General features: G+C 63.9%; 10 protein-coding genes. 1 reads left to right on the top strand and 9 read right to left on the bottom strand.

The window, feature by feature from the left end:
• Positions 1-184 precede the first annotated feature (184 nt).
• The 9 genes from UB31_RS04875 to UB31_RS04835 all read right to left on the bottom strand — a co-directional run bounded on the left by UB31_RS04875 (position 185) and on the right by UB31_RS04835 (position 11,803).
• Complete coding sequence (locus tag UB31_RS04875; RefSeq protein WP_045010015.1) at positions 185-1,024, bottom strand: aldo/keto reductase; 840 nt, start codon at positions 1,022-1,024, stop codon at positions 185-187.
• A gap of 235 nt (positions 1,025-1,259) precedes the next feature.
• On the bottom strand, positions 1,260-3,965 hold the full coding sequence (locus UB31_RS04870; protein WP_045010014.1) for a nitrate reductase: 2,706 nt from the start codon (positions 3,963-3,965) through the stop codon (positions 1,260-1,262).
• Position 3,966: 1 nt separating this feature from the next.
• Positions 3,967-5,184: an NAD(P)/FAD-dependent oxidoreductase gene (locus UB31_RS04865; RefSeq protein ID WP_082078407.1), complete on the bottom strand. Its 1,218-nt coding sequence runs from the start codon at positions 5,182-5,184 to the stop codon at positions 3,967-3,969.
• A 10-nt stretch (positions 5,185-5,194) separates the two neighbouring features.
• A complete protein-coding gene (locus tag UB31_RS04860) occupies positions 5,195-5,623 on the bottom strand; it encodes a globin family protein (protein ID WP_045010178.1) in 429 nt (142 codons plus the stop codon).
• Positions 5,624-5,746: 123 nt separating this feature from the next.
• Complete coding sequence (locus UB31_RS04855; RefSeq protein ID WP_045010013.1) at positions 5,747-7,126, bottom strand: MFS transporter; 1,380 nt, start codon at positions 7,124-7,126, stop codon at positions 5,747-5,749.
• 339 nt (positions 7,127-7,465) lie between these two features.
• Positions 7,466-8,260 carry an ABC transporter ATP-binding protein gene (locus UB31_RS04850; RefSeq protein ID WP_045010012.1) on the bottom strand — a complete coding sequence of 265 codons (795 nt, stop codon included), beginning with the start codon at positions 8,258-8,260 and terminating at the stop codon, positions 7,466-7,468.
• An 11-nt stretch (positions 8,261-8,271) separates the two neighbouring features.
• Positions 8,272-9,168: a nitrate ABC transporter permease gene (gene ntrB, locus UB31_RS04845; RefSeq protein ID WP_045010011.1), complete on the bottom strand. Its 897-nt coding sequence runs from the start codon at positions 9,166-9,168 to the stop codon at positions 8,272-8,274.
• Positions 9,169-9,227: 59 nt separating this feature from the next.
• Complete coding sequence (locus tag UB31_RS04840) at positions 9,228-10,538, bottom strand: CmpA/NrtA family ABC transporter substrate-binding protein (protein ID WP_045010010.1); 1,311 nt, start codon at positions 10,536-10,538, stop codon at positions 9,228-9,230.
• Positions 10,539-10,885: 347 nt separating this feature from the next.
• On the bottom strand, positions 10,886-11,803 hold the full coding sequence (locus UB31_RS04835) for an intradiol ring-cleavage dioxygenase (RefSeq protein ID WP_045010009.1): 918 nt from the start codon (positions 11,801-11,803) through the stop codon (positions 10,886-10,888).
• A gap of 185 nt (positions 11,804-11,988) precedes the next feature.
• Here UB31_RS04835 and UB31_RS04830 point away from each other — a divergent pair, with 185 nt between their 5' ends.
• Positions 11,989-13,263: a serine hydrolase domain-containing protein gene (locus UB31_RS04830; protein WP_045008892.1), complete on the top strand. Its 1,275-nt coding sequence runs from the start codon at positions 11,989-11,991 to the stop codon at positions 13,261-13,263.
• Positions 13,264-13,312: the final 49 nt, after the last annotated feature.

The raw sequence follows: 13,312 nt of genomic DNA, 5'->3' as shown, positions 1-13,312 counted from the left end.
CGAGCCTTGCGGCTGCGGCGGGCGGCGGAGTCACGGCTGAAACCTGGAAAAATACGATTCGGGATGACTCTAAAAACGACAAATGCGCCGCTTTCACAACTTCCGAAAACAGGATGCCGATATGCGCTGAGGTCCGCGCGCGTCAATGCTTCATTAAGAATGCGAACAAAGCGCGTTTGCTGCACTACAGCATAGGAAGACCGCGCGGCTTCGGACCGCGTGGAAACGCCGCATCCAGCGCCGAAATCTCGTCCTTCGTCAGCATGAGATCGCCTGCTGCCGCATTTTCGCCGGCATGTTCCGCGGACGACGCCTTCGGGATCGCGAATACCGTAGTCGCACGGGTGAGGAAGCTCAGTGCGACCTGACGCGGTGTCGCGCGACGCGCCTCTGCGATGCGCGCAAGCACGGCACCGCCCCTGCTGTTGCTTGCGGGAAAATCGTCGTGGCCGAACGGCGAGTAAGCGACGACAGCGACGCCGTGCTGCTCGCACCACGGGATCACCGCATGCTCGATCGCGCGCTCCTTGAGATGATAGAGAACCTGATTGCAGGCGATCCTGCCTTCATCTGCGACGTCCAAGATTTCGTCGAGATCGTCGGCATCGAAATTAGAAACGCCCCAGGATTTGATCTTGCCGGCCTTCACCAGCTCTTCGAATGCAGCGACGGTGTCTCCCAGCGGATAGGAGCCGCGCCAGTGCAGCAGATAGCAATCGAGACGATCGGTCTTCAGCCGCTTCAGCGAGCGCTCGCAGGCCGTGATGGTGCCGCGGCGCGACGCGTTGCTCGGCAGCACCTTTGAGACCAGGAACACCTCATCGCGCCGACCTGCGATCGCATCCGCAATGACAAGCTCAGCATCGCCATACATCTCCGCGGTGTCGACATGAGTCATGCCGAGATCGAGCCCGCGCTGAAGAGCGGCAATCGCACGTTTGCGATCGCTGTGGTCGAGATACCAGGTGCCCTGCCCGATGACGGAGACGTTGACGCCGGTCTGGCCGAAGAAGTTTTTATTCATGTCGTGCTCCGATGTCGTCCTGGCGAAAGCCAGGATCCATTACCACAGGGAGATGTTGTTGCAGTAGATGGTGGACGCGGTGCAATTCGACAACACTGACCGGGGTCATGCGCTCGCAATGACGATGGAGAGAACCCGTAGCCCGGATGGAGCGAAGCGAAATCCGGGGTTCGTGCCAAGCGGCGCGGACGTCCCGGATTTCGCTTCGCTCCATCCGGGCTACAAGAGAGCTGACCTACCCCGCCGCGCCCGCGAGCTTCGCTTGCTTCGCCGGGGCCACCTCGGTCGTCGCAATCAGCCGCTTCAGCTCGGGGATGCAGGAGCCGCAGTTGGTGCCGGCCTTGAGCTTTGCGCCGATCTCGGCCGCGGTGCAGGCGCCGCTCGCGATGGTGTCGCAGATGGTGCCGCGGCCGATGCCGAAGCAGCCGCAGACGATGGGGCCGGTCGCGGCGGCGCCTTCGCTGGACTTGCCGGACAGGAGCATCCGGCGCTGATCGTCGCTGACGTGATCGGCAGCGAACACGCTCTTCACCACTTCCCAATCACCGGCATCATGCGCGGGGCCGACGAACAGGCAGGCCTCGATGCGATCGCCGGCGAACGAGGCCGCGCGATAGACGCCGCCGCCAAAATCGCGGTACTCGGCGACATCCTCGCCAGCGAGGCCGTCGAGCCAGGCCGGCCAGCGTGCGAGGTCGGCATTGTCGGCGAAGAGATAACCGAAGCCGCCGGCGACGGTCGCGCGGGTCCACAACAGGTTTGGCGGCAGATCGAGCTGCTTGCGCGACAGCACAAAGCCGCGAAAGACGTATTCATACGGCGCGATCGCGGCCGGCGTGGCCTTCATCTCCGGCTGTCCCGAGAACGGATCGGTGAACGGTGCGGACAGTGCGCCGACGCGACCGTGCGAAGCATTCATCGCACTCCAGTGGATCGGCGCGAACAGCATCCCGCGCTGCTGCCGATCGCTGACGACGACCTTCAGGATGCACTGGCCGTAATCGGTGGTGAGGCGGGCGAAGCCGTCATGGGCGATGCTGTATTTGTTGGCGTCGTCGGGATGGATCTCGACGAACGGCTCGGGCAGATGCGCACCCAGCCGCTTGCTGAGGCCCGTGCGCGTCATGGTGTGCCACTGGTCGCGGATGCGCCCGGTGTTGAGCCGCAGCGGTCGCGACGGACCGGTCTCGCCGCGCAGCGCCGGCACCTCCGGCGCGACGAAGCGGCCCTTGCCATCATTGGTGAAGAAACCGCCTTCCGCGAAGAAACGCTCGCCCGGCGCCTCGCCCTCACGCGCCGGCCACTGCACGGGCTTCAAGGCATCGAAGGCTTCGTCGGACAGCGAAGTGAGCGCGCCGATGTCGAAATCGCGGCTGCCATTGTTCTCGAAGGCCGAGAGCGCGGCATGCTCGCGGAAAATATCGGCGGCGGATTTGTAGTTGAAGCTGGCACCGAAGCCCAGACGCTTGGCGGTCTCGCTCAGGATCCACCAGTCCGGTCGCGCCTCTCCGGGCGCCGGCAGGAACGAGCGCTGGCGCGAGATGCGGCGCTCGGAATTGGTCACCGTGCCCGACTTCTCGCCCCAGGCCAGCGCCGGCAACAGCACATGCGGGCCGGCATCGACGGTGTCGTTGGACAGCACGTTCTCGGAAACGACAAACAGCTCGAGCTTCTTCAGCGCCTCGCGCACGAAGTCGGCATCGGGCAGCGACACCGCCGGGTTAGTGCCCATCACCCACAGCGCCTTGACCTCGCCGCGGTTGATCGCCTCGAACAGCTGCACCGCTTTCAACCCTTCATGGGTCGCGATGCGCGGCGCCTTCCAGAACCGCCGCACGCGGTCGATGTCGGGCGGCGTGAAGTTCATATGCGCGGCGAGCTGATTGGCGAGGCCGCCGACCTCGCGGCCGCCCATCGCGTTGGGCTGGCCGGTGAGCGAGAACGGCGAAGCGCCCGGCTTGCCGATGCGCCCCGTGGCGAGATGGCAGTTCAGGATGGCGTTGACCTTGTCGGTGCCCTGCGCCGACTGGTTCACGCCTTGCGAATAGAGCGTGACGACCCGCTCGGTGTCGCGGAACATCTTGAAGAAGGTCGCAACGTCCTGCTCGGTCAGACCCGTGGCAAGCGCGGTCGCGGTAACGCTGCCGGCGATGTTGCGGGCACGCGCCAGCGCATCCTCGAAGCCCGAGGTGTTGCTTGCGATGTAGTCCTGGTCCAACGCACCGCTGTCGACGAGATGGACGAACAGGCCCGAGAACAATGCGGTGTCGGTGCCGGGCTTGAGGCCGAGGAACAGATCGACGTCGCTCGCGGTGTCGGTGCGGCGCGGATCGATCACGATCATGCGCGCACCGCGCTCCTGTCGGTTCTTCACCATGCGCTGGAACAGCACGGGGTGGCACCAGGCCGCGTTCGAGCCGACGAAGACCAGCAGATCGGCCTGGTCGAGATCCTCGTAACAACCGGGCACGGTGTCGGCGCCGAAGGCGCGGCGGTGGCCGGCGACCGAGGACGACATACAGAGCCGAGAATTGGTGTCCACATTGGCGGTGCCGACAAAGCCCTTCATCAGCTTGTTGGCGACGTAATAATCCTCGGTCAGCAGCTGGCCGGAGAGATAGAACGCGACCGCGTCGGCGCCATCGCGCGCAACGATGTGCTGCATGCGGTGGGCGACGTGGTCGAGCGCATCGCTCCAGGCGACGCGTTCCAGCACGCCCTTGCAGCGGATCATCGGGTAGAGCAGCCGGCTCTCGAGCCCGACGGTTTCGCCAAGCGCGGAGCCCTTCGAGCACAGCCGGCCGAAATTGGCGGGATGATCCGGGTCGCCCGCGATCGCGGCGCCGCCCGCGCCGTCAGGCGTTGCCAGCACGCCGCAGCCGACGCCGCAATAGGGGCAGGTCGTCTTGGTGGCGCGGAGGGTGGGATCGATCGCCGTCATCTCAAGCCGCCTTTGGCGGTAGCGCGAGCGTGCGGCCGAACATCATGTCGGTGCGGAACGCCGTGATCTTCTCGCGGGTGCGGATCAGCTCGAGATACCAGAGCGCGTCAGCGGTATCGCCGATCAGCACCGCGCCAGTCAGGCAGCCGTCGGCGATCACGAGCTTCTTGTAGGTGCCGCGCCTGGGGTCGCTGAGCACCAGGCTCTCGCTGCCCTCCCCGCCCATGAAGTCGCCGGCGGAGAACACGCTGACGCCGGACACTTTCAGATTGGTCGAGACCACGCTGCCCGGGTAGGACGCAGGCTTGCCGCCGAGATGCCGCGCCAAGACGCGCGCCTGCTCATAGGCCGGCTCGACCAGGCCATAACAGGTGCCGCGATGCTCGGCGCATTCGCCGAGCGCGTAGATGTCGGACGACGCGGTCTGCATCACATCGTTGACGACGACGCCGCGATTGACCGCGATGCCGGCGTCCTTGGCCAAAGCGATGTTGGGCCTGATGCCCGCCGCGAAGATCACGGCATCGGCCTCGATGCGGCTGCCGTCGGCGAGCTCGATGGCTTCGACCTGGCTCTCGCCGTGGATACACTTCGTGCTGGCGTTGAGCAGGATACGGATGCCCTTGCGCTCGACCAGTGTCTTGAGCAGGTCGGCCGCGGGCGCATCGAGCTGGCGCTCCATCAGCCGGTCCATCAGATGCAGCAGCGTCACCGGCGCGCCGGCCTTGGCAAGACCGTAGGCCGCTTCGAGCCCGAGCAGGCCGCCGCCGACCACGACGACGCGCTTCTTGGCCGCCGCGAGCGTCAGCAGCAGATCGACGTCGCGGGTGTCGCGAAAGGTGTGCACGCCGGCGAGGTCAGCACCGGGCACGTTGAGCCGCAGCGGCGTCGAGCCGGTGGCGAGCACAAGTTTTGAATATTCCATGCTCTCTTCGCCGGCGATCTTGAGCTCGCGGCGGCCGGTGTCGATCCCAGTGACGCGGTAGCCGTAGCGCACCGTGACGCCGCGATGGCGCCACCAGTCGGCAGGCTTCAGCTCGATCTCGTGCGAGCCGGTTTCGCCGGCGAGCACCGAGGAGAGCAGCACGCGGTTGTAAGCGAGCCGCGGTTCATCGCCGACAACGGCAACCGCGTAGCGGCCGAGCGCAGTCTCGGCGAGTTCATCGACCAGACGCGCGGCCGCCATACCGTTACCGACGATGACGAGCGGTTCACTCACAAGGCATCTCCTATTCAGCGGCCTGCGACTGTGCGCCGTAGGCCTCGGAAATCATGAAGCCGGACAGCACGCCATAGGCGTCGGTCCAGGCCGCGGCGAGTTCGGGTGTCCAGGCCTCGCCGAGACCCTTCTCCAGCGTCCACAGCAGGGTCGCGCCGACCACGGGGTAGTGCTCGGCCTTGGCGCCGTAGCCGACGTGACGCTTGGCGAGCGCGGAGGCCGCGGGAAGAATCGTCTCCAGGTTCGACAGGCCGCCGACGACGGCAGCGAGCATGCCCATCAGCTTCTTGCGCTGTTCGGTCATATCCTCGGGAAACATCGCGCGCACCGACGGCGCCACCTCGAACAAGCGGTCGTAGAACAGCCCAGAGGCTGCTTCGGAAATCGGCGCGACCTTGGAAAAGCTCTGCTGGACGAGGGTGATCTGCTCGGGCGTCATGATGTTCTCCTGCCTGTTTCGGTTTGCCTTGGTCCGCGCCGTTGCGAACAAGGTTCATGGGTCAAACGTCATCAGCGAGACCTCTCCCCGCGTACGGGGAGAAGCGACATTTATGCCAAGTGATCACACCCGTGCTTCGGCGAGGCTTGGCGCGCCTTCGCCCTGCGGGCTGCGACGCAGGTAGAACCACCAGGTCAGCGCGAGGCAGGAGGCGTAGAAGCCGAGATAGATCGCGAGCGCGAGCTGCGGACCACCGGTCATGGCGATCGACTTGCCGAAACCACTCGGGATCAGATAGCCGCCGACGGCACCGACCGCGCCGATGAAGCCGACCGCCGCACCGCTCTCGATGCTCGCCGTCTTCAGCGCGACCACACGGGCCGCATCGCCCTTGCCGCGCACCTTGAACAGGTTCTGCTCGCGGAAGATCGAGGGGATCATGCGGTAGGTCGAGCCGTTGCCGATACCCGTCGTGACGAACAGGATCAGGAACATCGACAGGAAGCCGATGAAATCCTTCTGCCCGACGAAGTAGAGCACCCCGACCGTCGCCGCCGCCATCGCCATGAAATTCCAGAAGGTGAGGATAGAGCCGCCGATCTTGTCGGCGAGCAAGCCGCCGAGCGGCCGCGACAGCGAGCCGACCAGAGGCCCGAGGAAGGCGATCGCGATCGTCACCGTCGGAAACTGCGTCTTGATCAGCAGCGGGAATGCCGCCGAGTAGCCGATGAAGGAGCCGAACGTGCCGATATAGAGATACGCCATGATCCAGGTGTGCTTGCGCTTGACCACCGCGAGCTGGTTCTTGATCGACGACTTGGCCGTGGTGAGGTTGTTCATGAAGAAGACCGCACCGAACACCGCGATCGCGATCGGCAGCACCCACATCAAGCCGGCGTTTTGCAGGAACACGCCGCCGACGGGGCTCGCCTGGAACAGGTTGATCACGCCGAGCGTCATCAGGATCGGCGTCAGCAACTGCACGCTGGAGACACCGATATTGCCGCCGGCCGCATTCAGGCCGAGCGCCCAACCCTTCATCCGGTCCGGGAAGAAGAAGGAGATGTTGGTCATGCTGGAGGCAAAATTGCCGCCGCCGAGACCTGCAGTCGAGGCGATCAGCAGCATCAGCCAGAACGGCGTGTCGGGCTGGCTAACGAAATAAGCCAGCGACAGCGTCGGAATGAACAGGATCGCCGCACTGAAGATGGTCCAGTTGCGACCGCCAAAGGTCGTGACTGCGAACGTATAGGGGAAGCGCATCAGCGCGCCGATCAACCCGGGAACAGCCACGAGCTGGAACAGCTCGTCGGTCGTGTAGTGGAAGCCCGCCTGCGGCAGCTTGGTGGTGACGATGCTCCAGATCAGCCACACCGAGAAGCCGATATGCTCGGCGACGATCGACCAAATCAGGTTACGCCGGGCGATCGTTTTACCGCCCGCATTCCAGAACGCCTCGTCTTCGGGGCGCCAGTCAGAAATCCACGTTGGATCCTTAGTCATTGAATATCCCTTCCAGGCTCACCGCTGCGTCGTTGCAGGCTCAGCCTCCGGCCACGGAGGCGCGCTCCGAGGCCAAGCCCCGGTGGCGAGATCACGATGCTGATTGATGATGTTGAGGGACGTCGTCGTTGGCGTCGGATTTAGTATTTCAATTTCCGTGCCAATTGCGCGCAGTCGGGAAATATAGGGAATTCAGGGGCTTGTTCGAATTGCCCGAAATTTTTGCAAGGCCATTTCGCACGCAAATTTTGCGATTCGCTCAATCCTTGTGCGGCGCATAAGGATTGAGCGCGGTGACTCCAAAATAGGCGCGCAACGCATCGCGCATTAACGCCGCGTTTACGCGGCCTCAACGAAGCGGTGCCGCTCGTAGAGGAATTCGAGCACGCGCTGCCGGCACTTCAGATAGGTGGTGTTGGTGGCGAGCTCGAGCCGCTTGCGCGGACGCACGAGCGGCACCTCCAGCACCTCGCCGATGCGCGCCGACGGCCCGTTGGTCATCATCACGATGCGGTCGGACAACAGCACGGCCTCATCGACGTCGTGGGTGATCATCAAAATGGTGTTGCCGAGCTTCTGATGCAGCGCCATCACCGAGTCCTGGAGATGTGCACGCGTCAGCGCATCGAGCGCACCGAAGGGTTCGTCGAGGAGCAGCACTTTCGGCTCCATCGCCAGCGCACGCGCAATGCCGACGCGCTGCTTCATGCCGCCGGAGATTTCGGCAGGCCGCTTGTCCCTGGCATGCGCCATCTGCACCAGGTTGAGATTGTGCATCACCCAGGCGTCGCGCTCGGCACGGGACTTGGTCCTGGCAAACACCTTGTCGACGCCGAGCTTGACGTTCTCGTAGACCGTGAGCCACGGTAGCAGGCTGTGGTTCTGGAACACCACGGCGCGATCGGGCCCCGGCGAATTGACCTCGCGGTTTTCCAGCAGCACGCCGCCGGTGGTGGCGTTGGTGAGGCCTGCGATGATGTTGAGCAGGGTCGACTTGCCGCAACCGGAATGGCCGATGATCGAGACGTATTCGCCCTTCTCGATCGTCAGATTGATGTCCTTCAGCACCTCCGTGCTGGCAGCGCCGCGGGTGAAAACCTTGTCGATGTGGTCGAGCTTCAGGTAGGCGGTCATGTGTTTGCTCCTCAGCCCTGCGCAGTGCCGCGGGTGACGATCTTGCCGAGGCCCGCGATCAGGCGATCGAGCACGAAGCCGATAATGCCGACATAGAACAGCGCCAGAATGATCTCGCTGATATGCGATGAATTCCACGCGTCCCAGATGAAGAAGCCGATGCCGACGCCCCCGATCAGCATTTCCGCCGCGACGATCGCGAGCCAGGACAGGCCGATGCCGATGCGCAGGCCGGTGAAAATGTAGGGCGCGGCGGCCGGGATCATGATCTTGGCGAAGAACTCGAGCGGATTGAGCTGCACCACGGCTGCGACGTTGCGATAGTCCTGCGGGATGTTGCGGATGCCGACCGCGGTATTGATGATGATCGGCCAGATCGAGGTGATGAAGATGACGAAGATCGCAGACGGCTGGCCGTCGCGGAACGCTGCGAGCGAGAGCGGCAGCCAGGCCAGCGGCGGAATGGTGCGCAACACCTGGAACAGCGGATCGAGCCCGCGCATCGCCCAAACCGACTGTCCGACCAGCACGCCGAGCGCGATGCCGGCGATGGCAGAGAGGGAGTAACCGAGCGCGACGCGCTGAAGACTTGCGGAGAGATGCCAGAACAGGCCCTTGTCGATGCCGCCATGGTCGAAGAACGGATCAAGAATAAGCTCCTTGGTATCCCTAAACACTTTTGACGGCGGCGGCAGCGCCGAGCCGGCGCGGCGACAGACGAGCTCCCACATCAGCGCCAACAGCGCGACCACGACGAGCGGCGGGACGACGCGCACCGCGGTCTCGCGCGCCATTCGCGCGTAGGTCTCGCTGCGCGGCGGCCGCTTCGGTGTCAGCGCGACGACCGGCGCGGCAGCACCCGCGAGCGTTGCGGTCTCAACATCCATCTTCGTGGCAGGCATGTTCATCGCAGTATCTCTCCGGCTCCCAAGACGATGCGGCCGCCCTGGGGCGGCCGCTGGCTGCATCAGACTTCGACGCGCTTGATCGCAAGCGACTTCAGATAGGCAGCCGGATTTTCGGGATCGAACACCTTGCCGTCGAAGAAGGTCTCCTTGCCGCGCGAGGTTGAGGTCGGGATGTCGGAACTGGCGACGCCGAGCGTCTTGGCCGCGTCCTTCCAGAGGTCCTCGCGGTTGACCTTGGCGATCAGCGCCTTGGTGTCGAAGCCGGCTTCGTATTTGCCCCAGCGAATGTCCTCGGTGAGGAACCAGAGGTCGTGGCTTTGGAACGGATAGGACGCCTGGTCCTTCCAGAAGCGCATCTGCTGCGGCGAGTTCTCGACCACGCGGCCGGTGCCATAGTCGAACTTGCCCTTCATGCGGTCGGTGATGTCCTCGACCGGGCAGTTGATCCACTGCCGCTTGGCGCAGATCGCGGCGGCTTCCTCGCGGTTCTCGACCTTTTCGGACCATTGCTGGGCTTCCATCACCGCCATCAGCAGCGCCTTCGCGGCCTTCGGATATTTGTCGACCCAGGCCGCGCGCATGCCGAATGATTTTTCGGGATGCTTGTCCCAGAGCTCACCGGTGGTGATTGCGGTGTAGCCGATCTCCTGGTGGATGAGCTGGAGATTCCAGGGCTCGCAGACGCAGAAGCAGTCCATGGTGCCAACCTTCATGTTGGCGACCATCTGCGGCGGCGGCACCACGATGGTTTCAATGTCCTTGTCCGGATCGATGCCGCCGGCGGCGAGCCAGTAGCGTATCCAGAGATCATGCGTGCCGCCGGGGAAGGTCATCGCGGCCTTCACGGACTTGCCGCCAGCCTTCTTCTTGTCCAGCGCCGCTTTGAACGGCGCGGTGTCGATTCCGACCTTGAGATCGGCATATTCCTTGGCGACCGATATGCACTGACCGTTCAGGTTCAGGCGCGCCAGAATATACATCGGCGTCGGCTGATTGTTCTGCGTCACCTTGCCGGCCGAGATCAGATACGGCATCGGGGTCAGGATGTGCGCACCGTCGATGCCGTTACCCTCGGAGCCGAGCACGAGGTTGTCGCGCGTGGTGCCCCACGAGGCCTGCTTCTGCACCTCGACATCGGGCATGCCGTATTTGGCGAAGATGCCCTTTTCCTTCGCGACGAACAGCGGGGTCGCGTCGGTGAGCGCGATGAAGCCGAGCTTGGCGCCCTTGACCTCGGGACCTGCGTCCTGCGCGAATGCGCCGGCGGGGAAATTCAGCTTGGCGGCGGCGAGAAGGGCGGCGGTGCCGCCTGCGGCCTTCAACAATTGACGGCGGCTAAGGCCCGAGGGCCGGCGGATGCGCTTGGTCATGTTTGGTGTCGTCCTTTGCGTCGTTGCGAATGATTGCGTCAGTACGCACGAGCGGCCCGTCCGTCCGGTGGCGCCTGGAAACAGACGCAAGCGAACGCGCGACGGGGAGACCCCCGTCTGGGTGGCGTCAGCAATTCGGATGAGAAGTCTCGCGGGACGGCGTCAATGGCGTCGGCTTGAATGATTCAAGCTTCATGCCAATCCAGCGAACCAGAAAACCCCTTTAAAATTAATTAGTTAGACCTACCGCGCCGGGTTGTCGCAGCTCCCGGCGCGCACGCCAAACTTGCGATTCGCTCAAATCTTGTGCGGCGCACATGAAGTAGGCAGACGTGATTCACACCATACTAGGCCGGCTTCGCCGCCCTCGTTCCCAGCGGCTTCGGCGCCATGCCGCCGCCCGGCTTGAGGTGGAATTCGTAGGTCATCAGATGCCACTGCCCGCCGGCCTTGCTGCCGTCGGGCATCGCCGGATCGTTGCGCGGCTCGACCTTGGCAATGAGGTCGTCCTTGACGCCGAACACCACGTCGGAATCGAGATATTTGTCGCCGTCCATGAAGACGTGCGTGATCAGCGGCTCATAGCCCTTGGCATTGACCAAGAAGTGCACATGCGCGGGGCGCATCGGATGGCGCTTGGTCTGCACGATCATCTCGCCGACCGGACCGTCGGTCGGGATCGGGTAGCTGCACGGCAGGATGGTGCGGAAGAAGAATTTGCCGTCGCTATCGGTCACAAAGCGCGCACGTGCGGACGCGCCGACCTCGTCATAGTTCGGCTTCTGTGAATCGTAGAAGCCGTCATCATCGGCATGCCAGACGTCGACGGGCACATTCGCGAGCGGCTTGCCCTGAAGATCAGTGACGCGGCTCTGCACGAACATCCGTTCGCCAGTGAGATTGTTCGGCGAGATGTCGGTGCCGTGGGCCGTGACCTTGTGCTCACCGACGTAGAACGGGCCGAGCACCGTGGTCTGGGTGGCGCCGTCGCGGTCGCGGTGATTGACGGCATCGACCAGCATGGAGACGCCGAGCACGTCGGACAGCAGGATGAATTCCTGGCGCGTGTCGGTACATTTCTGGCCGGTGCGGGTCAGGAAGTCGATGGCGTATTCCCACTCCTCGAAGGTCAGACCGGTCTTGCTCACGTAATCGTGCAGCGACTTCACCAATTCCTGGAGCAGGAACTTTGCACGCGGGTTTGGTGTCTGGTCGAAGCTCCGGACGACGGCTTCGGTGAGTTCGGTCTCGTTGAACTGGGTCATGATGCGCTGCCTTGAGTTTTTCTCGTTGGCCCCGTTAGAGGTCCTTAGGGGAGTCCTTGGGGCTCCCTGGAGGCGTTCCAGACTGGAGCCTACACCAGTCGGCGGCCTCGCGTTAAGCGCGTCCCGCTTGGAATAAGGTCGTCATTTCGGCTATCACCTTCCCGAGAAACTGCCCGGAGGAACTGATGCTCGCCCCTACCCCCGCCTCGCCCGAATCCGTCGGCATGTCCAGGGCCGCGCTCGACCGCGTCGATGCGCATCTGAAGAACCGCTATATCGATGCCGGCCGCTTCCCGGGCACGCATCTGCTGGTCTACCGCCGCGGCAAGGTCGCCCACAGCTCCATGCAGGGCTTTGCCGATGTCGAGCGCAAGGCACCGGTCAAGGACGACACCATCTACCGCATCTATTCCATGACCAAGCCGCTCACCAGCGTCGCGTTCATGATGCTGGTCGAGCAGGGCCTGGTCGCGATCGACGAACCCGTCGCCAAATATATTCCAGAATGGAAGGATCTCGGCGTGTTCGTCGCCGGCACCTCGCCGGCGTTCCTGACCCGGCCGCCGACCCGGCCGATGCTGATCGTCGACCTGTTGCGCCACACCTCCGGGCTGACTTACGGCTTCCAGCAGCGCTCCAATGTCGATGCCGCCTACCGCGCCGAGAAAATCGGCGAGGTCGAGAAATCCGGCACGCTCCAGACCATGGTCGAGAGCCTGGCAAAAATTCCGCTGGAGTTCTCGCCGGGAGAGGCCTGGAACTATTCAGTCGCGACCGATGTGCTCGGTTATCTCATCGGCAAGATTTCCGGGATCCCGTTCGAGCAGTTCCTGAAACAACGCATCCTCGATCCGCTCGGCATGACCGACACCGATTTCCACGTGCCGGCCTCCAAGGCCCATCGTTTCGCCGCCTGCTACTCGGCGGACCCGGGTGGCGGCATGACCTTCCATGCCGGCCAGCGCCGCGAGGGCCTGACGCTCCAGGACGACCCGACCAAGAGCTCGTTCCTGTCGCCGCCGTCCCTCATTTCCGGCGGCGGCGGCCTGTGCTCGACGGTCGCCGACTATCTCACCTTCTGCCGCGCGCTGCTCAATGGCGGCGAGCTCGGCGGCGTCAGGCTGATCGGGCCGAAGACACTGGCGCTGATGACGACCAACCACATTCCGGGTGGCCGCTTCCTTCCCGAGGTATCGCGCTCGCTGTTCTCCGAGGCCAGCTATAACGGCATTGGTTTCGGCCTCGGCTTCGCCGTGACCATGCGGCCGGCGGAGACGCTGATCGCCGGCAGCCCCGGTGAGTATAATTGGGGCGGCGCGGCCACGACCTCGTTCTGGATCGATCCAGCCGAGGAGTTGATCACGATCTTCATGACACAGGTGCTGCCGTCGAGCGCCTATCCGATCCGGCGCGAGCTGCGCAGCATGGTGTATGCCGCGATCACGGAGAGCAATCTGTAAGCGGCTTTTGCACTGCAACTTGCGCGCCGTGCAGAAGCCGGCGCGCAAG

It is taken from the genome of Bradyrhizobium sp. LTSP849, assembly GCF_000938255.1.
Lineage (GTDB): Bacteria > Pseudomonadota > Alphaproteobacteria > Rhizobiales > Xanthobacteraceae > Bradyrhizobium.
The sequence above is the reverse complement of the archived record's forward strand: the minus strand, read 5'-3'. Positions and strand labels throughout refer to the sequence as shown.

Excerpts from the sequence above, each read along its gene's own strand:
- UB31_RS04875 (WP_045010015.1), bottom strand. The coding sequence starts at position 1,024 with ATGAATAAAAACTTCTTCGGCCAGACCGGCGTCAACGTCTCCGTCATC.
- UB31_RS04870 (WP_045010014.1), bottom strand. The coding sequence starts at position 3,965 with ATGACGGCGATCGATCCCACCCTCCGCGCCACCAAGACGACCTGCCCC.
- UB31_RS04860 (WP_045010178.1), bottom strand. The coding sequence starts at position 5,623 with ATGACGCCCGAGCAGATCACCCTCGTCCAGCAGAGCTTTTCCAAGGTC.
- UB31_RS04855 (WP_045010013.1), bottom strand. The coding sequence starts at position 7,126 with ATGACTAAGGATCCAACGTGGATTTCTGACTGGCGCCCCGAAGACGAG.
- UB31_RS04850 (WP_045010012.1), bottom strand. The coding sequence starts at position 8,260 with ATGACCGCCTACCTGAAGCTCGACCACATCGACAAGGTTTTCACCCGC.
- ntrB (WP_045010011.1), bottom strand. The coding sequence starts at position 9,168 with ATGAACATGCCTGCCACGAAGATGGATGTTGAGACCGCAACGCTCGCG.
- UB31_RS04840 (WP_045010010.1), bottom strand. The coding sequence starts at position 10,538 with ATGACCAAGCGCATCCGCCGGCCCTCGGGCCTTAGCCGCCGTCAATTG.
- UB31_RS04835 (WP_045010009.1), bottom strand. The coding sequence starts at position 11,803 with ATGACCCAGTTCAACGAGACCGAACTCACCGAAGCCGTCGTCCGGAGC.
- UB31_RS04830 (WP_045008892.1), top strand. The coding sequence starts at position 11,989 with ATGCTCGCCCCTACCCCCGCCTCGCCCGAATCCGTCGGCATGTCCAGG.